This window comes from Bradyrhizobium sp. LeoB3 (genome assembly GCF_055456055.1).
Genome location: NZ_JBVBEF010000010.1, coordinates 54439 through 78042, shown reverse-complemented (window position 1 = coordinate 78042; position 23604 = coordinate 54439). Strand labels below are relative to the sequence as shown.

Below are 23604 nucleotides of genomic sequence, written 5' to 3'. Positions count from 1 at the left end.
ACTCCTTGTTCTCTGCCAGGCCTTTTTGGCCCTTTCCTCCCCGCTCGGGTCGCACCAGCCTACCGTCAAAAGACCTCGCCCGAATGACGGAAGCTTTTTTTGCGGTCGTGAACTTTTGACGCAGGTTTACAAGGTACAACGCCAAAGCAGGCTTGATCGTTCGGGCGAGTTAACGTTATCGCGGCTAGGATCGTCGGTCGTTTGGCGAGGCCGTGGACCTGCCGCGTCGCACTTGCGATACTAACGGTCTGTTAAGGCTGTCGTCGTTTGGCCGCCGATTTCTTTCAGCCATCGGCGAGCGAGAAGCGAAACCGTGCGGTCAAGTTGTCGCGATGAATAGTGCGGAATTCCAGTTGCAGGGCCTCGGCGATCCCAGGCTGGCCGTGCATGCAACGAGCCCCCTGCCCACCTGGCTGTGGTCGATCGACGGCAAGCGGGTGTTGTGGGCCAATCCGGTCGGCGCGCAATCGTTCGGCGCCGGGAACGGCGCGGCACTTTTGGGGAAGGTGTTCGGGCCGGCCGACCAGCATCGGCGGCAAGTCACACAGCTCGCCGGCCGCCTGCCGCAAAACGGCGCGGTGCGGCTGGAGCGGCTGCGCGGCTTCGGCGCGCCGCTTGGCATGCTCGCGACCTGCGCCTGCTCGCGGCTCGAATTCGCCGATGGCCGGCATGCCGTCTTGATCGCCGCCGCGAGCGGCGCGACCGATCGCACGATGCCCCTGCTCGAGCGGCTCTCCCGGCTGGTCCGGGACGTCAAGATACCGATCGCCGCGTTCACGCGCGACGGCATGTTCGTCGGCGCCAGCGACGCCGCCCGGGCGCTGCTCGGCTTCCGCAATCTCACCGAGGCCGGCCTTGATGCCGCGCGCGAAGACGCGCTCCGGCAGGGCCGGGTCGAAACCTCCTTCCGCATCGGCCACATGGTGCTGCAGCGCGTCGGCAGCGGGGCGGATGTCGGCCTCATCGCGCTGCTGATGCCCGCGGTCACAGAGACCGAGGTCGCGCCTTCTCCGCCGGAAACCGCGACCGGCCCGGCGGCCAGGCAGCCATTCTACGAGCAGCCCGCTTTGTCAGGAGAAGCGCCCGCCGAATTCGCGCTGTTCGACGCGCTGGATACGGAACCCGAGGACCCCGAGCCCTCGCCCTTCATCGCGCCAGTCGCCGACGAGCCGTCGGCGCCGGTCGCAACGCCCTTGTCCTACACGACGCCGGATGGACGCACGCCGGCCGGCGCGTCCGAAAAGACGCCGTCATGGCATGACGAGCCGCTGCCGAATACGCGCCGCACCCCGCTGCGCTTCATGTGGCAGATAGACCGCGAAGGCCGCTTCTCGCTCGGCTCGGACGAGTTCACCCGCCTGATCGGCGTGCAGGCCGCCGCGGGCTTCGGCCGGCTGTGGAGCGACATCGCCGACAGGTTCGGCCTCGATCCCGAAGGCCTGATAATGAAGGCCTTTGCCACCCAGGACACCTGGAGCGGCATCACGCTGGACTGGCCTGTCGATGGCGGCGGCCGGCTCAGGATCGAATTGTCGGGCCTGCCGATCTTCGACCGCGCGCGCAATTTCGCCGGCTATCGCGGCTTTGGCGTCTGCCGCGATTTCGACGGTCTGGCGCGGCTGGAGGCGCTGCGCCGCTACGAATTTTTCAGTGGACCGCCGGCCCAGCCACTGTCCGCCGACACAATTCCGGCCGAGCCTGAACGAGACGAGGTGCGAGAGGCGCCGCGCCCCGAGGCCTCATCCGGCGCGGCGCCGCCGACAGAGCCCACTGCGGCATCTGCAACCAGTGCCGAACTGCCCGAGCCGAACGCGTCCGAGATTTCACAACAGAGCGATTTGGAAACGATTTTGGATACGCCCAAGGACATCTCAACGGAAACGCCGGTCGAGGCGCCAGGCAACGTGCTGCCATTCCGTCCGCCCGGCGAACCGAAGCCGCCGTCGCTGACGCCGGTCGAGAACAACGCCTTCAACGAACTGGCGCGGCAATTATCGGCACGGCTCGAAAGCCAGCTCGCCGCAGCGCCGACGCCATCGGCCACCGAAGAGCCGATCGCCGAAGCGCCGCCGCCACCGCCTGTGGAAGCGCACGAACCCGCTTTCGAGCCACCGAGCGCGGAGCAGCTCGCAACTGCTACGCCGGCGACTGTCGCGCCGGAATGGCTGAGCGAGCCCGAGCCGGCACCGCGCGGCGAAGCCAGGCGCGACCGCGCGCTGCTCGACCTCATGCCGACCGGTGTCCTGATCTACCGGCTCGACCGCCTGCTCTATGCCAACCCCGCCTTCCTTGAGCGGATGGGATATGAGAGCGTGCGCGCGCTTGAGGATGCCGGCGGACTGGATGCGCTCTATGTCGAGCCCGGCGTCTCGGCCGCCAGCAGCACCTCCGACTCTGGCACGCCGGTGCGGATCGCAGCAGCCCCGCCGCATGGCGATGCCGGCCATCCGAGCGCCGAGGCGCACCTTCACACCATCTCCTGGGACGGCGATTCCGCGCTCGCCTTGATCTTCGCCGAGCGGCGCGATGAGGGCGCGGCCATTGCGGCGGCGATGGCGGCGGAGCCGCTTCCGCCTGACGTACCGCCGGGGACAGGACTGGCCGATGCCGAGGAGCTCGGCGCCATCCTCGACACCGCGGCCGAGGGTGTCGTGATGTTCGATGCCGAGGGCAACATCAATTCCTGCAACCGCAGCGCCGAGGCGCTGTTCGGCTATGACGGCGACGAGCTCGTGCAGCGCAACCTCGCCGATCTCTTTGCGCCCGAAAGCCAGCGCGTCATGCTCGACTATCTCGAGAGCACCAAGGGCGAAGGTGTCGCGAGCCTGCTCGACCACGGCCGCGAGGGGCTCGGACGCGTGCGCCAGGGCGGCCTCGTGCCGCTGTCGATCACCATGGGCCGCACCCGCGCCGACGGGCCGAACTTCTTTGCAGTGTTCCGCGACCTGTCGCAGGCCAAGAAGAGCGAGAGCGAGCTGCGCGAGGCCAAGCGCCTCGCCGAGCGCGCGGCGATCGCGAAGGCCGACATGCTGGCGCGGATCAGCCACGAAGTGCGCACGCCGTTGAACGCCATCATCGGCTTTGCCGAAGTGATGATCGGCGAGCGTTTCGGCACACTCGGCAACGAACGCTATCTCGAATACATGAAGGACATCCGCGCCTCTGGCGAGCACGTGCTGGCGATCATCAACGATCTGCTCGACCTTTCGCGGATCGAGACCGGCAAGCTCGACCTCGCCCTCACCGACCAGAACCTCAATGAAATGGTCGAAAGCTGCGTCGCGGTGATGCAGCCGCAAGCCAACCGCGAGCGCATCATCATCCGCACCTCGCTGGCGCATATGCTGCCGCCGGTGCTGGCGGATGCGCGCGCGCTGCGCCAGATCACGCTCAATCTGATCGGCAACTCGATCCATCTCGCCAATGCGGGCGGCCAGGTCATCGTCTCGACCGCGTTGTCCGATTTCGGCGAGGTGATGCTGCGCGTCCGCGACACCGGACAGAGCCTCAACGACAACGAGGTCGCAGCCGCCCTCGAACCGTTCCGCACGCCGGCGCCGTCGGACCAGACCACCGAAGGCTCCGCCGTCAGCCTGTCGCTGACGAAGGCCTTGGTCGAAGCCAACCGCGCCAGATTCCACATCAAGACCGGAGGCCGCTCCGGCACCCTGATCGAAGTGGCGTTCCCCCACGCCACCGCGCGGGCGTGAGCACGATCCCGTAGCCCGGGTGAAGCCCAGCGCAACCCGGGACAGGTGCATCCGCGTTCGCGAGCGGCCCTGGGTTACGCAGCGCTGCACCCGGGCCACGGCGCTGCGGGGATGTGTCGCGTTCGCGGGATGCGACACGGCACAATTATTGCTCGATTTTCCCGAGGTGAATGCATTGGCGCCTGACGCGCCCAATTCCTGAGCAATTTGATTTCACTCCATCGGATCCTGATCGAGGTCCCATGCGCTGCCTGGTCGTTGCCGATCTGCATTATTCATTGCCGCAGTTCGACTGGCTGCTCGCGGCGGCGCCGCAATTCGACCTGGTGATCTTTGCCGGCGATGCGCTCGACATCTCATCGATCGTCGATTTCCGCGCCCAGATCGTCGTGGTGAAGAAATATCTTTCGCTGCTCGCATCCCGCACCCGCGTCATCCTCTGCTCCGGCAATCACGATCTCGACGAACGCAATCCCGACGGCGAGAAGATCGCGCGCTGGGTCTCTGACGTCAGGGAGCTCGGGATCGCCGGCGACGGCGACGATCTGACGATCGGCGATACGCTGTTCACGGTGTGCCCGTGGTGGGACGGCCCAAAGGTGAAGGAGCGGCTCGACGCGCAGCTTCGTAACGCCGCCGTCAACCGGCCCGCGAATTGGATCTGGGTGCATCACGCGCCGCCCGCAAACTCGCCGACGAGCTGGGGCGGCAAGCGCTTCTTCGGCGATGTCGAGCTGGTGCAATGGATCGAGCGCCATCAGCCGTCCATGGTGATATCAGGCCATGTGCACCAGTCGCCGTTCATTCCTGATGGCTCGTGGTTCGATCGGTTAGGCGCGACCTGGGTGTTCAACACCGGCCGCATGCCCGGCCGTCCGCCGACTTGTATCGTACTTGATATCGACCAAGGCAGCGCGTTCTGGCTGGCGCCGGGCGAGGAGCAGACCATCGATCTCAACGCATCGCTGCAGCCGGCCGCCCGGATCGAGAACCCGCCGCCCTGGCTCACATCCTTGGGTCTGATTGCCGATCCGATCCTGGCGCGACCTGCATCGGCGGCAGGTTGATCATGCTCTGCAGGATCTCGCCGACCATCGCCAGATGCGTGCCATGGTCGGCATATTGGTGCATGAGATCGGCGAGATAGGTGGTGGCGACGTTGAGCCGTTGTGCGAGCAGCCGGGCCAGCAGCAGCGCCACTTCCGGCTGCTCGCGCAGGAAGGCCGCCGCATCATCGAATTCATAGACCAGCGAGTCGGATGCAGCGCGCACCGTTGCGGTGTGCGGCTGATCGAGCAGCACACTCATCTCACCAAGCACGGCGCCGGGCTCAGCGAGCACCGCGACCACGGCATCGCCCTTGATCACCTCCAGCCGCCCTTCGATGAGCACGAACAGATGCCCGGTCTTGCCGCCCTCATGGATGATGAGCGCGCCGGACGGCACCTGCCGCCGAACTGCCCCGCCGCAATGATCCAGGATCGCCCGCATCCGAACTCCACCTCCCGGCAAGGAAGACTAGGCGCAGACTTCCCCGAGGGGAAACGCATTAGCTGGGCGCGCTGCCCAAATTGTCGGCACTTCGGGGGACGCTGCAGGACGACACATCAATCGATCCCCTTGCGCGCGGCATCGAGCGCGCCGGCCAAGAGTTCGAGCGCCTTCACGCGGCGCCGCCGTGCCAATCGCTCCTCGCCGACCTTTCGCTCATGCTCGCCGGCGATGAAGGCCTGGATGTCCGGCAACGGACGGATCGCGCCGCGGCTGCCCCATTGGCCGTCCGGCACCTCGGTCGGAAATACCCAGACGCGCGGCGCGACGTCCTCGAACGTGCCGCCGTCCGCACGCACCACGGCGTCGGTGACGTCCTTCACCAAGGCCCTGCGCGAAGCTTCCGTGTACTGCCCTTCGGGCACCGTCGGGACGATACGGTATCGCGGCGAGGCCGAGTGTTGGCCCGCGACATAGACGGCGGCCGGCCGATGCAGGTACACGACCGTCACGCTTTGGGCGATCTCATTGGTGGGGTCGAATCCCTCGTGCCCGATCAGGAGATCGCCGAGTTCCTTGATCAGCCGCGCTTCGGCTTCCGGTTTCAGCGCGCCCTCCGGAATGGTGACATCGATCATCGGCATAAAGACCTCCTGTGCTCGTTCGCAAGCCGAGGTCTAGATGCTGAGCGGTTCTGCCGAGAGTGGCAGTATCGCCATCTTTCGAGGAAATTCGGACAGGCGCGGCTACGCAGCCGGCGCAGCGCGGGCGTTACGGCGCGCGAAACGGCGTTGATATTCGCGAGGCGAAAGCCCGGTTTCGCGCTTGAACAGGCGACGGAAGGTGGAGAGATCGTTGTAGCCGACACGGGCGCTGACCGCATCGACGCTCAAGCCTTTGGTTTCGAGCAGCCTTTTTGCCACGTCGACGCGCAGCGCCTGCAGGTAATGGAGCGGCGCCTCCCCGGTCGCGAGCTTGAAGCGGCGATTGAGCGTGCGCTCGCTGACCGCAAGATGCTGCGCGAGTTCGGCGAGGCTGAAGCCATGTTGCAGTGACTTTTCCATCCAGCGCTGCGCCCGTGCCACCAGCGCGTCCGAATGCTGCGGCGCGCTCGGCGTGCTGGCGTAGGAGGTCTGCGAGACGCGGTTTGAGTCGATCAGCATCAACTTGCTGGTTTCCGCCGCCACTTCGAGGCCAGCAAATTTCTCAACCAGGCGAAGCGCCAGGTTGAGCGACGTCGTCACCGCGGCGGAGCAGACGATGCGGTTCTGCTCGGTCAGGATTTCCGAGACCCGGAGGTCCACTTCGGGGTAACGTTTGGCGAATGCCTTCGCCTTCGCCCAATGCGTCGTGGCAACGCCACCGTCGAGCAGGCCGGCCTCGGCGAGAATGAAACTGCCCGTACAGTAGGAGGCGAGCAGCGCGCCGCGCGCGTGCTGGCGGCGCAGCGCAGTGAGCAGCGGTTCGACAATGTCGATTCTTTCGAAGAAGCGCTCGATGTTGACAACGAAGGGTCCCGGCACGACCACCGCATCCGCGGCGGCACGTGCGCTGATCGGCCCGTCGACGTCGATGACCTGGCCCGAAGCGGTCTCGACCGGCTTGCCGTCCAGCGACTCGACCCGCCATTGCAGCAGCGGCGCTCTTGCCCCGCGATGGTGAGGCCGTTCTGCCCATACCGCATTGGCCGCTGTGAAGACGTCGATCGCCCCCGCCACGCCGGAGGCGAGGATGCCGTCATAGACCCAGATCCGGACGAGCGGCATGGTCCTGTCCGATTTTGCTCACGAGGGGGCGATACTGCCATCCCGCGTTCTGACGAACAAGGCGAACAACGAGGCCTGGAGGAAAATGCCCGGCCCCGACGACACTCCGCAGAGTCGTGGAATCCAAATTTGGAATCGCTCTAAGTCGTTACGCTGGAATCACTCTAAATCAGGCCGTTCGCGACATCGGGTCGCGGACATCTTGGCGTCGCCTGCGCTAGGCACTCCGGTACCGCGTGACATCCTGCCGGAGCAGCCTCATGATCAATTTTCGCGTCCTCGCCGCGTCAGCGGCGGTGCTGTGCCTGACCTTGCCCGCCGTCTCGACCGCATCGGCCGACAATGGCGAAGTCAACGTTTACACCTATCGCGAGACCAAGCTGATCCAGCCGCTGTTCGATGCCTTCACCAAGGACACCGGCATCAAGGTCAATGTCGTCTCGGCGAGTTCGGGACTTGAGCAGCGCATCAAGGCGGAGGGCGCCAACAGCCCGGCCGATGTGCTCTTGACGGTTGATATCGGCCGCATCGACGAAGCGGTACAGGCCGGCGTGACCCAGCCGATCAAGTCGGAGGTGGTTGAGAAGATCGTCCCGGCGCAATATCGCGATCCGGACGGGCATTGGGCCGGCATCTCCATGCGCGCTCGCGTGATCTATGCCTCCAGGGACCGCGTCAAGCAGGACAAGATCACCTATGAGGAGCTCGCCGACCCCAAGTGGAAAGGCAAGATCTGCATCCGCTCCGGCCAGCACATCTACAACAATGCGCTGTTCGCGGCCTACGTGGCCAAGCACGGCGAGGCCAAGGCCGAGGAATGGCTGCGTGGCGTCAAGGCCAATCTGGCGCAAAAGCCGTCGGGCGGCGATCGCGAAGCCGCGCGCGACGTCGCCGCGGGCAAATGCGACATCGGCATCGGCAACACCTATTACTGGGCGCTGATGATGAACAACGATCCCGACAAGAAACCGTGGGCGGAGGCGACCCGCGTCGTCCTGCCGACCTTCGAGGGCGGCGGCACCCATGTCAATCTGTCCGGCGTACTGCTTGCGAAGCATGCGCCCAACAAGGCCAATGCCGTGAAGCTGATCGAATGGCTCGCCGGCGAGCAGGCACAGCAGTTGTACGCCGACCAGAACTACGAATATCCGGTTCGTGCCGGCGTTGCGGTCAATCCCACCATCGCGGGCTACGGCACGCTGAATGCCGACAGCCTGCCGATCTCGAAGATCGCCGCGAGCCGCAAGGTGGCGGCAACGCTGGTGGACAAGGTCGGCTTTGACAACTGACCTCTGGCGGCCCTCTTCTTCGCTACCACCCCCGCCTGCGGGGGAAGGCCAGGGTGGGGGCACTGCCAAGATTGTTACTGCTCGCGTGGAGAAAGCCCGCACCCGCGTGACGCGACGCGTCTACGCCGGCCGGGTCGCTGCGGCGATCGCGGTTGCGACGGCTGCGCTTGTCGCCGCTCCCGTCATCTCGATCGTGTCGCTTTCCATGCAGCCGGCGCCGGAAGTGTGGCACGACCTGATCAACTACGTGCTGCCGGCGGCGATGATCGACACCGCGCTTCTGCTCGCCGGTGTCGGTGCGCTGACGCTACTGCTCGGTGCCGGCACGGCGTGGCTGATCTCGCGCTATGACTTCCGCGGCCGCGGCATACTGCTGTGGCTGATGCCGCTGCCGCTGGCGGTCCCGACCTATCTCGCGGCCTATGTCTATGCCGATTTGTTCGAGCCGCTCGGCCTTGTCCATCGCACGCTCGCGATCTGGCTGCCGCTCCGTGACGCCGTGGGCTGGCTGCCCAATCTGAGATCCCTGCCCGGCGCGATTGTCGTGATCGGACTGGTGCTCTACCCCTACGTCTATCTGTCGGCGCGGGCGATGTTCCAGTTTCAGACGGCAGAATTCGCGGAGGTCGCGAAGACGCTCGGCGCCGGCAAATGGACCGTGTTCTGGCGCGTCTCGCTGCCGATGGCGCGGCCGGCGCTTGCGGTCGGCGTGGCGCTTGTGTCGCTGGAGACGTTGAACGATATCGGCGCCAGCGAATATCTCGGCATCCGCACGCTGACGGTTTCGATCTTCACGACCTGGCTCAACCGCGGCAGCCTCGCCGGTGCTTCGCAGCTCGCCTGCCTGATGCTCGCCATCGTCGCCGGGCTCGTCCTCATGGAGCGCTACGGCCGCCGCAATACCAATGCCGAACTCGCCGCCGAAAGCCCGCGGCTCACGCCGCGAACACCGCTGGTCGGCGCTCGAGCGTGGTCGGTATTCGCAACATGCCTGCTGCCGGTGCTGATCGGCTTCGTCGTGCCGCTGCTCTATCTCGTGCATCAAAGCGTCAGGCGCGGGCTGCTCGCCAATTTCGATGCGTCGCTCTGGCGCCACGCGTTCCACTCGGTCGCGTTTGCAACCCTGGCCACGCTGCTGGCGCTGCTGCTCGGGTTCGCCACCATCATCGCCCATCGCTGGCGGCCAAGTCCGCTGGAGCATGTCGCGATGAACATCTCGCAGGCCGGCTACGCGCTGCCCGGCCTCGTGATCGCGCTTGGCCTGCTCGCGCCGGTGCTGGCCGTCGACAACGCCCTGAACGCACTCGCCGCCTGGACAGGACAATCGCTGCCGGGATTGATCCTGATGGGCTCGGGGGCAGCCGTGGTGATGGCCTACACGATCCGCTTCCTGGCGGTGCCGACCGGCCTGATCAAAGCCGGCTTCGAGCAGATCCCACGCGACTATGACGAGAGCGCGCGCGCCGTCGGCGCCGGTCAGGCCACGATTCTGCATCGGATCCACCTGCCGCTGTTGAAGCCCGCCCTGTTCGGCGCCGCCATCATCGTGTTCGTCGATTGCCTGAAGGAGTTGCCCGCAACGCTTCTGCTGCGCCCGCTAAATGTCGAGACGCTGTCGACCTCGATCTACCAATTCGCCAGCCGCGGCAGTTTCGAGGAAGGCGCACTCGCAGCGCTCCTGATCATCGCCGCCAGCATCGGGCCGGTGGCGTGGCTGACACGCTTCTCCGACGTGCCCAACGGCCCGGCGTAGTCGCGAGGCGCACTCCGCTCTCGCCGTCATTCCGGGGCGCGCATAGCGAGAGCCCGGAATCCATCCATCCACTTGCGCTCGCGGAGAGATGGATTCCGGGCTCATCGCTGCGCGATGCCCCGGAATGACTGGGGGAGACATTGCGCAATCCTCTCCTCCGTCATGGCCGGGCTTGACCCGGCCATCCACGTCTCTCCCGTGCACGGAAGCAAAGGACGTGGATGCCCGGGACAAGCCCGGGCATGACGGCGTCATATCGTTCGCACGATTTTCCTTAAGCCAATCAACGTGATTTGCCCCGTCCACCCCTCACGCAAAAAACATTCCGCTTCCGTCGTCGGGCAAATCAGTGATTTAACTCCGCACGTCTCACCCAGATGAGGGGCGGCTCGCGATCGTCACGAACGTTGCGGTGAGATGCGGTGGACGTGATGGGTGTGACTGACGAGCACGCGTATCACGGACGGCGAAGTCGTGTGGTCCTGGCGCCCCGACGCTGGCGCTAAGCTTCTTACGAAGTGACGGTGGCAAGAAAGCCCGGTCACCGAGGAGAGCACGAAGTAAGCCGTAAACCATCGCGCAGGGAAAGCCGGAATGCTTCGGTTGAACCTGTGGTCCTACCCCGTGCTTTTTGTTGCACGGGACCCATGGGTGCAACCAGCACCCGGCTTTCCCTGCGCCCTCTGATCTCGAGGAGGGTGGAAAGTGACGCAAAGCTCGGACGCAACGCGCCGCGAGAACGCGAAGTCACATCCACCGTTTGAATCACACGTAGGATGGGTAGAGCGAAGCGAAACCCATAGTAGCGCCGTTTGCTCCATCGCGATGGGTTTCGCTTCGCTCTACCCATCCTACGGAAGTGCTGTTTGGAATTTGAATCAGCAATGACGATAGTGGAGAGAGTGTACGACACAACGCTTTCCCGGCGCCCGTTGATGCGCCCTCTCCCCTTGTGGGAGAGGGCTACTCCGGCGTCGGCAATGAAACTCATTTGGGTGAGGGGTCTCTCTCCACGAGCACCGTCGCCCGCGGGGACAACCCCTCATCCGTCGCGCATTTCATGCGCGCCACCTTCTCCCACAAGGGAAGAAGGGAAGAACCATCATCACGTGTTCTTCAGCGCCACCCGAAACTCGGCTTCGGTCTTGGACTTGACCTCATCCAGCGTGACGCCGTCGGCGAGTTCGACCAGCGCCATGCCGTCCTTGCCATGCTTGTCGATGGTGAAGACGGCCAGATCAGTGACGACCATGTCGACCACGCGTTCGCCGGTCAGCGGCAGCGAGCATTGCTTGAGTAGCTTCGGGCCGTCCTTGGCGGAATGCTCCATCACCACCACGACGCGCTTGACGCCGGCGACGAGGTCCATGGCGCCGCCCATGCCCTTCACCATCTTGCCGGGGATCATCCAGTTGGCGAGATCGCCGTTCTGGGCCACCTGCATCGCGCCGAGGATCGAAAGGTCGATATGACCGCCGCGCACCATGCCGAAGGAATCGGCGCTGGAGAAATAGCTGGTCGACGGCAATTCGCTCACCGTCTGCTTGCCGGCGTTGATGAGGTCGGCATCCTCCTCGCCCTCGTAGGGGAACGGGCCCATGCCGAGCATGCCGTTCTCGCTCTGCAGGCTGACGTCGATGCCTTCGGGGATGTAGTTCGAAACCAGCGTCGGGATACCGATGCCGAGATTGACGTAATAGCCGTCGCGCAGCTCTTTCGCGGCGCGCGCCGCCATCTGTTCACGGGTCCAGGCCATGGGACTCTCCTGCTAAATTTAGGCTGCGGGGCGCGGGCGGGTGTTGCGGAACTCGATCCGCTTCTTGCCGGTGCCGACCTCGACGATGCGCTTCACGAAAATGCCTGGAGTGTGGATGTGATCGGGATCGATCTCGCCGGCCGGAACCAGATGCTCGACCTCGGCCACGGTGATCTTCGCGGCCGTCGCCATCATCGGGTTAAAGTTGCGCGCGGTCTTGCGATAGACCAGGTTCCCGGCGGTGTCGCCCTTCCAGGCGTGGATGATGGCGAGGTCGGCGAACAGGCCACGCTCCATGATGTACTTCTCGCCGTCGAATTCCTTCACTTCCTTGCCCTCGGCAATCAGCGTGCCGACACCGGTCTTGGTGTAAAAGGCCGGGATTCCGGCGCCGCCGGCGCGGATGCGCTCGGCCAGCGTGCCCTGCGGATTGAATTCGAGCTCGAGCTCGCCGGCGAGATATTGCTGCGCGAACAGCTTGTTCTCGCCGACATAGGAGGAAATCATCTTCTTGATCTGGCGTGTCTCCAGCAGCCGGCTCAGCCCGATACCGTCGACGCCGGCATTGTTGGAGACCACCGTCAGGTTCTTGACCCCGGAGTCCCGGATCGCATCGGAGAGGGTTTCGGCGATGCCGCAGAGGCCAAAGCCGCCCGACATGATCATCATGCCGTCCTTAAGGATGCCGTCGAGTGCCGATTTGGCGTCGGGATAGACCTTGTTCATGAAAGAGGACCTGATCGAGAAAAGGCGCGGCGGCCGGAATTGGTTGGGATTATTAGGCGAAATCTTCGCAATGCGTCAATGACGCCCCGTTTCGCCATCTCACCTGCCTACAACCTCGACGACGGCCTTGAAAGCGTCAAGAAAACCCTTCAAGTTGCGTGGCTTGGCAGGGGCGCCAGGTGCGCTGCCCGGTTTTATTCGAAGATCCGATCACCTCAACCCGACCTGGATATGTCACTGACGATGGCCCAAGGAATGAAGCGCCTGGGGATGCCGATTGCGGCGTTTTTCGGCCTCGCGCTGCTTGGCCTGATCGGGACATCCTGGTTTCTGAACCGGGACGCCCTGCAGCAGGCGGTGGAGGCGCAAATCCGCGCCGTCACCGGGCTCGACCTCGTCGTCAACGGCCATATCGATGTCTCGGTGTTCCCCGGCAGCTATGTCTCCTTCCATGACGTCGGGCTGAAGGGCGGCGGGACCATCGACCCTGCGCTGCGGGTCGACGTGCTCACCGCCAATCTGCGCCTGCTGCCGCTATTGCTGCGGCGGTTCGAGATCGCCGACGTCATGATGCTGCGACCGCATATCCACGTCATCAGAAACGGCAAGGGCGACAGCAACTGGACGCCGTTCATCGACACCATCGCGCGCGCGATGAAACCCGGCGCCGAGAACCAGATGTCGTTCTCGGAGATCCGCATCCAGGACGGCATCCTCAATTATGAGGATGAGAGCAACCATGTCAGGGAGCAGCTCGGCGACATCGACCTGTCGCTGGCCTGGCCGTCGATCTCGCGTTCTTTTGCCGCAACCGGACAGTTCGACTGGCGCGGCGAGCGCGTCGACGGCTCGATCAGCGCCAGCGACTTCATCGCGCTGTTGTCAGGCGAGCGCTCGGGGCTGAAGGCGCGCCTTGCCAGCGCGCCGCTCAAGCTCGCCTTCGACGGCACGGTCGCCAACCGGACCAGCCTGATGATGGAGGGCACCGCGACCATCGACAGCGTGTCCTTGCGCAACGCGCTGCGCTGGATGGGACAGGCGCCGCCTGGCAGCGGCGGGTTCGGCCGCTTCACGCTAAAGGCGCGCGCCAATCTCGTCGGCGGCTCGGTGGCGCTCACCAATGTCAATGTCGAGCTCGACGGCAATGTCGCCGAGGGCGTGATGACCTTCGCCAACAATGGCCGGCAGACGCTGCAGGCGACACTCGCCGCAGGCAACCTCGATTTCACGCCCTATATCTCGACCTTCCGCCTATTGGCGAGCGGCCAGCGTGACTGGAACCGGCAATTGTTCGATCTGAACGCGCTCACCGCAACCGACCTCGACATGCGGCTGTCGGCGGCGCGGGTGACGGTCGGCTCGACCAGGCTCGGGCGCACGGCGCTCGGCGCCAATTTGCGCGGCGGCACGCTCGCGCTCTCGGTTGCGGAAGCGCAGATGTATGGCGGCATCGCCAAGGGCTCGCTCGGGATCGCGCGCTCGGATGCCATCGCGGATGTGAAGGCGCAGCTCGAGTTCATCGATGTCGACCTGCAGGCCTGCGCCAGCGAATTGTTCGGCGTCAGCAAGCTCACCGGGCGCGGCAATCTCAACGTCGCGCTGACGGCCTCCGGCTCCAGTCCGTTCGGGCTCGCGCAATCACTCGATGGTACCGCGACGCTGAGCGGGCATGATGGCGCGATCGCGGGCTTCAATGTCGAACAGCTTCTGAAGCGGCTGGAGCGGCGGCCGCTGTCCGGCGGCGGCAATTTCCGCTCGGGCTCGACGCCTTACGACAATCTGACGATCGGCGTGCGATTCAATGATGGCGTCGCCACCGCCGAAGACATCCGCCTCGAAGGACCTGCGGCCAAGATCACGCTGACCGGCACCGCCTCGGTGCCGTCGCGGGAGTATGATCTGAAGGGCGTCGCCAGCCTGAATTCCGCGCCGAGCGGCAGCAACGGTTTTGACCTGCCGTTCGTGGTGCAGGGTCCGTGGGACGATCCTTTGGTCTTCCCGGATCCGGAAAGCCTGATCCGCCGCTCGCCGGCATCGTCGCAGTTGCTCGATGCGGTGAAGGACCGCAAGACCCGCGACACCGTGCGCTCGGTGATCGAGCGCTTCACCGGCGGCCCGCGGCAGCAGCCTTCCGATGCCGCGGCATCCCCGACGCGAGCGCCGACGGCGGCCGAGAACGCCAAGCCGAATTGAACCTTTCGACTTTCGTCGTGGTTCAAAGGCGAACCGCGCGCGCCATCTGGATCAGGCCGCGGCCATGCGCTAGTCTTTTATCCAACCGGTTAAAAAAACCGGCATCAAGACAGGGAGAACAACGTGAAATCCAAGTTGGGTATTGCTGTGCTTTCTTTCGCGGTCGCCGCCATCGGGCTGATCCACGCGACCGCGCCGGCACTGGCGCAGGAGAAGAAGATCACGGTCTGGTGGGGCAAGGGCTTCTACAAATCCGAGGATGACGCGCTCCTCGAGGCGATCAAGAAGTTCGAAGCCAAAACCGGCATCAAGGTCGAGCTGTCGCAATACGCGATCCAGGACATGATCCCGAAGACGGTGGCCGCGCTCGACTCCGGCACCGTGCCCGACGTCGCCTATTCCGATACGTATGACGTGCAGGCCGGCGGCAAATGGGCGTTCGAAGGCAAGCTCGAGGACCTCTCCGACATCCTGCTGCCGATGAAATCGGCCTTCGCCCCGAACACGCTGGAGACTGCCTATCTCTACAACGACCAGACCAAGAAGAAGGGCTATTACGGCTTCCCGCTGAAACAGCAGAGCATGCACGTCCAGATCTGGGGCGACATGCTGCAGCAGGCCGGCTTCAAGCCGAGCGATATCCCGACCAAATGGGCGGATTACTGGTCGTTCTGGTGCGACAAGGTGCAGCCGGCGATCCGCAAGGCGACCGGCAACCGCATCTACGGCGTCGGCCAGCCGATGGGCGTGGAATCCACCGACTCGTTCCAGTCGTTCTACACCTTCATGGACGCCTATGACGTCAAACTCGTCGACGACGACGGCAAGCTCCTGGTCGATGATCCCAAGGTGCGCGACGGGCTGATCCATGCGCTCAAGGATTACACCGACACCTACATCAAGGGCTGCACGCCGCCCTCCTCGACGACCTGGAAGGACCCGGACAACAACGTCGCCTTCCACAACAAGACCATCGTGATGACCCACAACTTCACGATCTCGATCGCGGCGAAATGGTTCGAGGATTCCAACAACCAGGCGCTGACGCCGGAGCAGCGCGCCGCCGGCAAGAAGGCCTATGAGGAAACCATCATCACGGCGTCCTTCCCGAACAAGCCGGACGGCAACCCGATCAAGTATCGCTCCGACGTCAAGACCGGCGTGATCTTCACCGCGGCCAAGAACAAGGCCGAGGGCAAGGAGTTCGTCAAATTCCTGCTGCAGGAGGAGAACCTCGGGCCTTATGTCGAGGGTGCGCTCGGCCGCTGGTTCCCGGTCACGGTCGCCGGCCAGAAGAGTCCGTTCTGGCAGGCCGACCGGCATCGCAAGGCGGTGTACACCCAGTTCACCGGCGGCACCACGCCGTTCGACTTCACCAAGAACTACAAGTTCACGATCCTGAACAACGAGAACGTCTGGGCCAAGGCCATGAACCGCGTCGTCAGCGAGAAGGTGCCGGTGGACAAGGCCGTCGACGAACTGATCGCCCGCATCAAGCAGGTCGCGGGCTGACGTCAACAACGCCGGCCGCGGTCGACGCGGCCGGCCTCCCTGTCACGGCGATCTAGGACGTGATGTAACACATGGCGATCACGCTTTCCGATCATGCAATCCCGCGCCCGCCGCTGTCGGCGCGGCTGTCGACGCCGCAAGTCTGGGGCATCGTGCTGCTGGCGCCCTATCTGCTCGTGTTCCTGGCCTTTGTGCTCTATCCCGTCGGTTACGGGCTATGGCTCGCGCGCCATCCGCAAAGCTATGTCGAGCTCTATCACGACCCGATCTTCGCGCGCGCCGCCGTCAACACGCTGATCTTCCTCGTCATCGGCATCAACGTCAAAATGCTGATTGCGCTGTTCCTGTCGGGCTTCTTCGTCCAGCAGCGCCACTGGATCAGGTGGCTGTCGGTGCTGTTCATCCTGCCCTGGGCGGTGCCGTCGATCCCGACCATCCTGTCGGTGCGCTTCATGCTCAATCCGGAATGGGGCGTGGTCAATCACATCATCTTCAGCCTGACCGGCGATGACGGTCCGAACTGGCTCAACGATCCCGCGGTGGCGCTCACCATGGCGATCGGCGTGCATATCTGGAAGTCGCTGCCGTTCTGGACGCTGATCCTGATGACCGGGCGGCTCGCCATCTCCAACGACCTGTTCGAGGCCGCTGCCGTCGACGGCGCGAGCTTCTGGCAGAAATTCCGCTACATTACATGGCCGTCGATGCGGACGCTCTACGTCACCTGCACGCTGCTCTCGATGATCTGGACGCTCGGCGACTTCAACAGCGTCTACCTCCTGACCGGCGGCGGGCCGGCCGACCTCACCCATGTGCTGTCGACGCTCGGCATCCGCTATCTCCGGCTCGACCAGCTCAATCTGGCGATGGCCTCGATCGTCTGCGCGCTGCCGCTGGTGCTGCCGCTTGTCTATTTCATGATGAAACGGTTGTCGCGATGAAGCTGCCCACCCTGCGCGAGATCGGCACCGAGGCCAAGCTGCTCCTGATCGGCATCCCCGTCCTGATCTGGACGTTGGTGCCGATCTATCACATGTTCCTGTTTGCGATCTCGCCGAAGGAGGATGCGTTCTCCGGCAAGCTCTGGCCCGATCATCCGACGCTGCACAATTTCGAGATCGTGTTCCGCCAGCAGCATTACTTCCTGCGAGACTTCTGGGTGCAGTTCGGGAATTCGACCGTGATCGCGCTGGCGACCGGCGCGCTGACGCTGTTCATCGCAACATCAGCGGCGTTCTCGATCTCGCGATTGCGTACGCCCGGCGGCCGCGCGGTGATGAACCTGGCGCTGTTCACCTATTTCATCCCGGCCGCATTCCTTGCCGTGCCGATGTACCGCACCATGGGCAATTACGGACTGCTCAACACTCACTGGTCGCTGATCCTGGCGATGGTGACCATCGCCTCGCCCTACGCGATCTGGGTGTTGAAGCAAGCATCCGACAAACTGCCGGTCGAGCTCGACGAAGCCGCGACCATGGACGGCGCGACCACGCTGCAATTGTTCCGCCTGGTCTACGTGCCGCTGATGATGCCCTCACTGGTCGCAGTCGGCACGTACGCCATCCTGCTGGCCTGGAACGAATATCTCTATGCGTTCCTGCTGCTATCGAAGGACACCGACATCACGCTCCCCGTTGCGCTCGGCAATTTCCTCGCCGCCGACGATTCGCCGTGGGAGCTGTTGATGACGACCGGCTTCATCTACGCGCTGCCACCGGCGGCGATCTACTATGCCTTCAGGCGCTACATGGTCGGCGGCCTCACCGCGGGCGCGGTGAAGTCGTGACCGCTCACAGCGGCGCGGCGCTCTCGCCCTGGGAGCTCGACAATTTCGAAGCGAACGAGGCGATCACGATCAGGACGGCGATCAATGCGATCACCAGCGTGCAGATCGCGTTGATCTCCGGCTTCACCCCGAGTCGCACCTCCGAATAAATCCGGATCGGCAGCGTCGCCGAGCCGGGACCGGTGGTGAAGCTTGCGATCACGACGTCGTCGAGCGACAGCGTGAAGGCGAGCATCCAGCCCGCGACAATGGCGGGAACGATCAGCGGCAGCGTCACCATCAGGAACGCCTTCACCGGATTGCAGCCGAGGTCCATCGCGGCCTCCTCGAGGCTGCGGTCGAGCGAAGCAAGGCGCGACTGCACCACCACGGTGACGAAGCACATGGTCAGCGTGGTATGCGCGATAGTCACCGTCCAGAAGCCGCGCTCGGCGTTCAGCGCCACAAACAGCAGTAGCAGTGACAGTCCCGAGATCACCTCCGGCATCACCAGCGGCGAATAGAGCATGCCGGAGAACAGCGCACGGCCGGCAAAGCGCTCGCCGCGCGCCAGGCCTATGGCCGCGAGGGTGCCGAGCAGCGTCGCCAATGTGGCGGAAACGGCGGCCACGCGCAGGCTCATCCAGGCGGCTTCCAGCATGGCGCGGTCATTGAAGAACTCGATGTACCAGCGCAGCGACCAGCCCCCCCACACATTCACCAGCCGCGACGCATTGAACGAAAAGATCACGAGGATCACGATCGGCAAATAAAGGAACGCAAGCCCGAGCGCGAGCGCGGTCATGTTGAAGCGCGAAAGCCGGTTCACGGTACGTGCCATCAGCGTCGGCCCTCGACCTGCCGGCGCTGCAGCCGGTCATAGAGCACGAGCGGCGGCACCAAGAGAAGCAACAGCGCGATCGCGACAGCCGAGGCCACTGGCCAGTCCTTATTGGTGAAGAATTCGAGCCAGAGCGTCTGGCCGATCATCAGCGAATTGGAGCCGGCCAGAAGATCGGGGATCACGAACTCGCCGACAATCGGTATGAAGCAGAGCAATACCCCTGCCCAGACGCCCGGCAATGACAGCGGAAACGTCACAAGCCAGAAGGCCTTCCGCGGCGAGGCGCCCAGATCTTCGGCGGCTTCCAGCAGCGTGCGGTCCATCTTCGCGAGCGTGGCGTAGAGCGGCAGGATCATGAACGGCAGATAGGAATAAACGATGCCGATATACATCGCGGTGTCAGTCGACAACCAGACAACAGGCCCGGGCACCAGATGCAATGCGAGCAAGATCCGGTTGAGCAAGCCGTCATGCTGCAGGATGTTGATCCAGGCATAGATGCGGATCAGGAACGAGGTCCAGAACGGCACGATGACAAGGGTCATCGCGATGCCCTGCCAGCGCTGCGGCAGCCGCGCCATGCCGTAGGCGATGGGATAACCGATCACGAGCAGGATCAGCGTCGACGTCGCGGCGACGACGAGGCTGCGCAGATAGGACAGGATGTAGAGATTGTCCGAGAGCAGCAGCCGGAAATTTTCCAGCGACAACTGCTCGAACGCGGCCTTGAACGCCGCCCATCCCTCGCCGAGGTCGAACACCGGCGTATAAGGCGGCTGCGCAATCGCGGTCTGCGACAGGCTGATCTTCAGCACAAAGCCGAACGGCACCAGGAAAAACAGCGCCATCCAGAGATAGGGCGCGATGGCGGCATAGCGCGCCGGACGGGCAAAGATACGGCGCGTGCTCATTGCTCGAGCACCACCCCATCGTCGGGCGTGAACCAGACAGCCACGCGCTCGCTCGAACCATAGCCATCCGCGTCAAGCCGCGCGGTATTGGCCATCACCGAGCGTACCACCGCACCATTGTCGAGCCTGATCCTGTAAGCGGTGAGGCCGCCGAGGTAATTGATCTCCGCGACCTCGCCCTCGAAGCGATTGATTGCTTGCAACGCGTCGGCACCGGACGCCAGTCCACGCCGCGATAATTTGATCTTCTCGGGCCGGATCGCGACGGTCACGATCGCTTTCATCACCGATTGGCGCGGTTCGGCCACCGTGATGATCCCTGCTTCACGCGTCGTGACCTTCAGCCTGCCCTGCTCGCGCGAGATGACCTGCCCCTCGAACAGATTGACGTCGCCGACGAACTCGGCGACCCAGCGCGAGGCCGGCGCCTCATAGAGGTCGCGCGGGGTTGCGACCTGCGCCAGGCGGCCGGCGTCCATCACACCGATCCGGCTCGCCATCGTCATCGCCTCTTCCTGGTCGTGGGTGACGATGATGAAGGTCATGCCAAGGCGGCGCTGCAATTCCATCAATTCTGCCTGCGTGCTCTCGCGCAGTTTTTTGTCGAGCGCGGCCAAGGGCTCATCGAGCAGCAGCATCTGCGGCCGGCGTGCCAGCGAGCGCGCCAAGGCCACGCGCTGCCGCTGGCCGCCGGAAAGCTGGTCGGGCTTGCGTTTCTCCATCCCCTCGAGCTTGACGAGCGCCACCATCTCGGCGACGCGGGCGGCGATCTCGCCGCGCGCCATGCCGGCGCGCCGCAGGCCGAATGCGATGTTGTCACGCACCGAGAGATGCGGAAACAGCGCATAGTTCTGGAACATCATGTTGACGGGCCGCTCATGCGGCATCACCTGCGCGATGTCGTTACCGCCAAGGAGGATACGTCCCTCGTCCGGGGTCTCGAATCCCGCAAGCATGCGCAACAACGTGGTCTTGCCGCACCCGCTCGGGCCAAGCAGGGCGAAGAACTCACCGGCGCCGATGTCGAGTGAAAGCCCGTTGACCGCGGTGAAGTTACCGAACCTTTTCGTCACGCCCTCGATGCGCAGCAGCGGCATGTCGGTCGCCCTCCGCGGCGCAGTTTTTCCCGTGGTCGAATTATTTGCGGTCTTCGCCAGTTCCTCAGCCATGATTCCCTTTTAGCCCGATCGTGACCGCAAGCTAGCGGCGGATCGCCACTGGCTCAACCGCCTCACGCAGCGTCTTCCGCAATATTGTTGTCACGGGCGTCTCTGCTAGATTTCGCCTTCACGTCAGGAGGACGAATGATGAACCGGGACCGCTACGACCTGCCGCTGACGACCGCTTCCGATCGCGCCGCGGCGCTCTACCGCGATGGCGTCGACTGTATCCTTGCGGCCTGGCATGGCGCGGATGCGGCCTTTGATGCGGCCATCGCCGAGGATCCCGATTTCGCGCTGGCCCATGTGGCGCGCGCCCGCGTCCATCAGATCAACATGGAAGGCGCGGCGGCCCGCGACAAGGCGGCAAAAGCCCGGCAATTGGCCGCCTCCGCGAGTCGGCGCGAGCAGGAGCATGTCGAGATCGTAGCCTCGGTTGTTGAAAGCCAGACCAGGCACGCATTGCAAGTGGCCGAACAGCACCTTACGGAATTTCCGCGCGACGCGCTGATCCTGTCGCTGCTGCTCGGCGCCTTCGGCCTCTACGCTTTCTCAGGACGCCCCGATCACGACGCGGCGCGCCTTTCGATCTGCGAGCGCTACGCCGCCGATTATGGCGACGACTGGTGGTTCCTCACTTATCTCGGCTGGTCGCGAACCGAGGCGGGCGATGTCGGCACCGGCCGCGATACCACCGAGCGGGCCTATTGGATGAAGCCCGCAAATGCCAGCGCGGCCCACGCTCTGTCGCATGCGCTGTTCGAGCAGGGTGATCCCAAGGAAGGCCGCACCTTCCTGTCCGGCTGGCTGCCGGCCCACGACCGCGTGAGCTTCCTGCAGGGACACCTTGCCTGGCACCTGGCGCTGATCGCGCTCGAGGATGGCGATACTGACGGCGCGCTCGATATCTACGAGCGGCATATCAGGCCGCAGGGGCGGCCCTATCCGCCGTTGAACATTCTGACGGACACCACTTCATTGCTGTGGCGGGTCTCGCTGGCGGGAAGGACCGGGCTTGACTCGCATTGGCAAGAAGTCGCCGCCTACAGCGAGAAATTCTTCCCGAAAGCCGGGGCGCATTTTGCCGATGTCCATCACGCATTGGCTGCCGCGGCGAGCAACGGCGGCGCTCTGGAGCCGCGGCTTGCCGAAATGGAGGCGCGGCACGCCGAGGGCAAGCTGGCGCCCGGCGCTTCCGCGATCGGTCTTTGCCGCGGTATCCAGGCATTTGCCTCGGGCGACAACGAGGGCGCCGTGCGCATCCTCGAGCCGTTGATGCCGGAACTGGTGCGGATCGGCGGCAGCCACGCCCAGCGCGAGCTTTGGGAGGACACATTCATCGTCGCCTGTCTTCGCGCGGGGCGCGGCGAGAAAGCGACAAAGCTGATCGCCGACCGCCTGCACCGGCGGCCATCCCGCCGCGACAAAGCTTGGTCGCAGCAGGCAGGTCGAAGCAGGGCGCTCAGCTAGTATCTCCAGATTGTCTAGGATGGTTCCAAGCCGAGCGCTTGCGCGCTCTCCATCCAGACCGGCAATTCCCTCTGATACAAAGCGTTGCTTTCCCTAAAGCCGAGCGCCGGTTCGAGCACGAAGGTGCTGAGAACTTCCTTCACTTTCGGATCGTTATTGGCTGCCACGCAGAGTTCCGCCAACCGACGATCGGCTGCGGCGTCGCCTTCGGCAACGCCCAGCCCGTGAAGCCGCTCACGGTGAAGAATTTCGCTGTCGCGCCTTGCTCAGGTAAAGTCTTGATGTTCGGGATCGCGTCGACCTTCTTCGAATGCACCGCGAACACAATGCCGCGATTACTCTGCAGGACGGTTTGCGCAGCCGTGTAGCTGCCCATCGCGACATCGAGCGTACCTTCCGCCAGCCCCGTCCACATTGGCGCTTCGCCACGGTAATGGATCGGTTCGATGTTGAGACCATATTGCTTGTTGAGCTCATTGATCGTCATGTGCGGGGCCGAGCCCGCGCTATAGGTGCCGAAGTTCACCTTGCCGCTCTTGCGCGCGAAAGCGACGAATTCGTCCAACGTCTTGACGCCGACCTTCGGGCTCGCGACCAGCAGCAGCCCAGCGCCCGGGATGATGCTGACGAGCGTCAGATCCTTGTCCATGTCGTAGCCGGGGTTCTTCATCATCACCCTGTTCATCACATAGGTGGTCGAGATGGAGCACAGGATCGTGTGGCCATCCGGCTCCGCGCGCGCGACTTCCGCGGCGCCTATCGAGCCCGAGGCCCCCGCTCTGTTCTCTATGACGACAGTCTTTCTATGACGACAGTCTTTCCCACCTGCCTGGAGATGAATTCGCCGAAGGCGCGCGCGAGCAGGTCGGTCTGGCCGCCGGCCGGATAGCTGCAGATCATACGGATTTGCCGCGACGGCCACGCTTCCTGCGCTGCGGCCCTGCGCAAGAGGAACGGCATCGCTGCCGCTGTCGTACCCGCAGCAATGAAATGACGGCGATCAAGTTTCGCTGACATGGCTCCCTCCCTGAATTTTTCATCAGGGTATCGCATCGTCCGACCTCGGCCAGGGGCGAAAGACGGGACAGATTGGCGCAGAGGCACGTCAGAAGCGAACGTTTACGAACGTCCGTTTGGTCATTTTTGAAAGTCGGTGTCGGCTTGCCGGCGTCGCTTCATTCCACGACGCGGCACTGCGTAAGCTTGAACTTTGCCAAGGCGCATTGGGCCGTCCGTTCGCTCACACACGCCGGAT

Annotated in this window: 17 protein-coding genes and 1 pseudogene; 9 read left to right on the top strand and 9 right to left on the bottom strand. The window is 64.2% G+C overall.

The annotated features are described in order from the left end of the window. Positions 1-332: 332 nt before the first annotated feature. A complete protein-coding gene (locus ACZXDY_RS10485; protein WP_464345426.1) occupies positions 333-3710 on the top strand; it encodes a PAS domain S-box protein in 3378 nt (1125 codons plus the stop codon). A 242-nt stretch (positions 3711-3952) separates the two neighbouring features. Beyond that, entirely contained in the window at positions 3953-4777 is an 825-nt protein-coding gene (locus ACZXDY_RS10480; RefSeq protein ID WP_464345425.1) for a metallophosphoesterase family protein, read from the top strand. Here the strand turns inward: ACZXDY_RS10480 and ACZXDY_RS10475 are convergent. The 3 genes from ACZXDY_RS10475 to ACZXDY_RS10465 all read right to left on the bottom strand — a co-directional run bounded on the left by ACZXDY_RS10475 (position 4716) and on the right by ACZXDY_RS10465 (position 6967). Further along, on the bottom strand, positions 4716-5201 hold the full coding sequence (locus tag ACZXDY_RS10475) for a cyclic nucleotide-binding domain-containing protein (protein ID WP_028167028.1): 486 nt from the start codon (positions 5199-5201) through the stop codon (positions 4716-4718). The two genes, ACZXDY_RS10480 and ACZXDY_RS10475, sit on opposite strands and share 62 nt — an antisense overlap. A gap of 116 nt (positions 5202-5317) precedes the next feature. Then, positions 5318-5845 carry a tautomerase family protein gene (locus ACZXDY_RS10470; protein WP_028167027.1) on the bottom strand — a complete coding sequence of 176 codons (528 nt, stop codon included), beginning with the start codon at positions 5843-5845 and terminating at the stop codon, positions 5318-5320. A 102-nt stretch (positions 5846-5947) separates the two neighbouring features. Next, positions 5948-6967 (bottom strand): GlxA family transcriptional regulator, encoded by a 1020-nt coding sequence (locus ACZXDY_RS10465; RefSeq protein WP_464345424.1) that lies wholly within the window; start codon positions 6965-6967, stop codon positions 5948-5950. A 260-nt stretch (positions 6968-7227) separates the two neighbouring features. Here ACZXDY_RS10465 and ACZXDY_RS10460 point away from each other — a divergent pair, with 260 nt between their 5' ends. After that, positions 7228-8256: a Fe(3+) ABC transporter substrate-binding protein gene (locus tag ACZXDY_RS10460; protein ID WP_464345423.1), complete on the top strand. Its 1029-nt coding sequence runs from the start codon at positions 7228-7230 to the stop codon at positions 8254-8256. 106 nt (positions 8257-8362) lie between these two features. After that, positions 8363-10009, top strand: a complete 1647-nt coding sequence (locus tag ACZXDY_RS10455; protein WP_464345422.1) for an ABC transporter permease — start codon at positions 8363-8365, stop codon at positions 10007-10009. Between the two features lie 1105 nt (positions 10010-11114). Here the strand turns inward: ACZXDY_RS10455 and ACZXDY_RS10450 are convergent. Further along, positions 11115-11765 carry a CoA transferase subunit B gene (locus ACZXDY_RS10450; protein ID WP_028167023.1) on the bottom strand — a complete coding sequence of 217 codons (651 nt, stop codon included), beginning with the start codon at positions 11763-11765 and terminating at the stop codon, positions 11115-11117. Positions 11766-11783: 18 nt separating this feature from the next. Next, a complete protein-coding gene (locus ACZXDY_RS10445) occupies positions 11784-12491 on the bottom strand; it encodes a CoA transferase subunit A (protein WP_028167022.1) in 708 nt (235 codons plus the stop codon). 243 nt (positions 12492-12734) lie between these two features. Between ACZXDY_RS10445 and ACZXDY_RS10440 the strand changes: the two genes are divergently transcribed. From ACZXDY_RS10440 to ACZXDY_RS10425, 4 genes are all read left to right on the top strand, one after another. Beyond that, entirely contained in the window at positions 12735-14684 is a 1950-nt protein-coding gene (locus ACZXDY_RS10440) for an AsmA family protein (RefSeq protein ID WP_028167021.1), read from the top strand. A gap of 123 nt (positions 14685-14807) precedes the next feature. Continuing rightward, positions 14808-16196, top strand: coding sequence for an ABC transporter substrate-binding protein (locus ACZXDY_RS10435; RefSeq protein WP_130227433.1), 1389 nt, complete (start codon positions 14808-14810; stop codon positions 16194-16196). A gap of 71 nt (positions 16197-16267) precedes the next feature. Further along, entirely contained in the window at positions 16268-17137 is an 870-nt protein-coding gene (locus ACZXDY_RS10430) for a carbohydrate ABC transporter permease (RefSeq protein WP_028167019.1), read from the top strand. Continuing rightward, on the top strand, positions 17134-17985 hold the full coding sequence (locus ACZXDY_RS10425) for a carbohydrate ABC transporter permease (RefSeq protein WP_028167018.1): 852 nt from the start codon (positions 17134-17136) through the stop codon (positions 17983-17985). The genes ACZXDY_RS10430 and ACZXDY_RS10425 overlap by 4 nt, the downstream gene beginning before the upstream one ends. Before the next feature lie 4 nt (positions 17986-17989). On the opposite strand, the gene ACZXDY_RS10420 is transcribed toward ACZXDY_RS10425, so the two are convergent. Genes ACZXDY_RS10420 through ACZXDY_RS10410 form a run of 3 tightly spaced genes read right to left on the bottom strand, consistent with a single transcriptional unit; the run spans position 17990 to position 20888 of the window. Next, on the bottom strand, positions 17990-18805 hold the full coding sequence (locus ACZXDY_RS10420) for an ABC transporter permease (RefSeq protein ID WP_028167017.1): 816 nt from the start codon (positions 18803-18805) through the stop codon (positions 17990-17992). Next, the gene (locus ACZXDY_RS10415) at positions 18805-19719 is read right to left on the bottom strand and encodes an ABC transporter permease (RefSeq protein ID WP_464345421.1); all 915 of its coding nucleotides are present in this window, start codon (positions 19717-19719) and stop codon (positions 18805-18807) included. The genes ACZXDY_RS10420 and ACZXDY_RS10415 overlap by 1 nt, the downstream gene beginning before the upstream one ends. Next, positions 19716-20888 carry an ABC transporter ATP-binding protein gene (locus ACZXDY_RS10410; RefSeq protein ID WP_464345420.1) on the bottom strand — a complete coding sequence of 391 codons (1173 nt, stop codon included), beginning with the start codon at positions 20886-20888 and terminating at the stop codon, positions 19716-19718. Before ACZXDY_RS10410 ends, ACZXDY_RS10415 begins: the two co-directional genes overlap by 4 nt. 135 nt (positions 20889-21023) lie before the next feature. On the opposite strand from ACZXDY_RS10410, the gene ACZXDY_RS10405 reads away from it, so the two are divergent. Then, the gene (locus ACZXDY_RS10405) at positions 21024-22349 is read left to right on the top strand and encodes a tetratricopeptide repeat protein (protein WP_464345419.1); all 1326 of its coding nucleotides are present in this window, start codon (positions 21024-21026) and stop codon (positions 22347-22349) included. Between the two features lie 14 nt (positions 22350-22363). Here ACZXDY_RS10405 and ACZXDY_RS10400 read toward each other — a convergent pair. Next, positions 22364-23366: pseudogene (locus ACZXDY_RS10400) on the bottom strand (Bug family tripartite tricarboxylate transporter substrate binding protein). Positions 23367-23604 lie beyond the last annotated feature (238 nt).

Coding starts and splice junctions, on each gene's coding strand:
- ACZXDY_RS10420 (WP_028167017.1), bottom strand. CDS start 18,805: ATGGCACGTACCGTGAACCGGCTTTCGCGCTTCAACATGACCGCGCTC.
- ACZXDY_RS10445 (WP_028167022.1), bottom strand. CDS start 12,491: ATGAACAAGGTCTATCCCGACGCCAAATCGGCACTCGACGGCATCCTT.
- ACZXDY_RS10480 (WP_464345425.1), top strand. CDS start 3,953: ATGCGCTGCCTGGTCGTTGCCGATCTGCATTATTCATTGCCGCAGTTC.
- ACZXDY_RS10485 (WP_464345426.1), top strand. CDS start 333: ATGAATAGTGCGGAATTCCAGTTGCAGGGCCTCGGCGATCCCAGGCTG.
- ACZXDY_RS10415 (WP_464345421.1), bottom strand. CDS start 19,719: ATGAGCACGCGCCGTATCTTTGCCCGTCCGGCGCGCTATGCCGCCATC.
- ACZXDY_RS10460 (WP_464345423.1), top strand. CDS start 7,228: ATGATCAATTTTCGCGTCCTCGCCGCGTCAGCGGCGGTGCTGTGCCTG.
- ACZXDY_RS10470 (WP_028167027.1), bottom strand. CDS start 5,845: ATGCCGATGATCGATGTCACCATTCCGGAGGGCGCGCTGAAACCGGAA.
- ACZXDY_RS10430 (WP_028167019.1), top strand. CDS start 16,268: ATGGCGATCACGCTTTCCGATCATGCAATCCCGCGCCCGCCGCTGTCG.
- ACZXDY_RS10405 (WP_464345419.1), top strand. CDS start 21,024: ATGATGAACCGGGACCGCTACGACCTGCCGCTGACGACCGCTTCCGAT.
- ACZXDY_RS10410 (WP_464345420.1), bottom strand. CDS start 20,888: ATGGCTGAGGAACTGGCGAAGACCGCAAATAATTCGACCACGGGAAAA.
- ACZXDY_RS10465 (WP_464345424.1), bottom strand. CDS start 6,967: ATGCCGCTCGTCCGGATCTGGGTCTATGACGGCATCCTCGCCTCCGGC.
- ACZXDY_RS10475 (WP_028167028.1), bottom strand. CDS start 5,201: ATGCGGGCGATCCTGGATCATTGCGGCGGGGCAGTTCGGCGGCAGGTG.
- ACZXDY_RS10425 (WP_028167018.1), top strand. CDS start 17,134: ATGAAGCTGCCCACCCTGCGCGAGATCGGCACCGAGGCCAAGCTGCTC.
- ACZXDY_RS10440 (WP_028167021.1), top strand. CDS start 12,735: ATGGCCCAAGGAATGAAGCGCCTGGGGATGCCGATTGCGGCGTTTTTC.
- ACZXDY_RS10450 (WP_028167023.1), bottom strand. CDS start 11,765: ATGGCCTGGACCCGTGAACAGATGGCGGCGCGCGCCGCGAAAGAGCTG.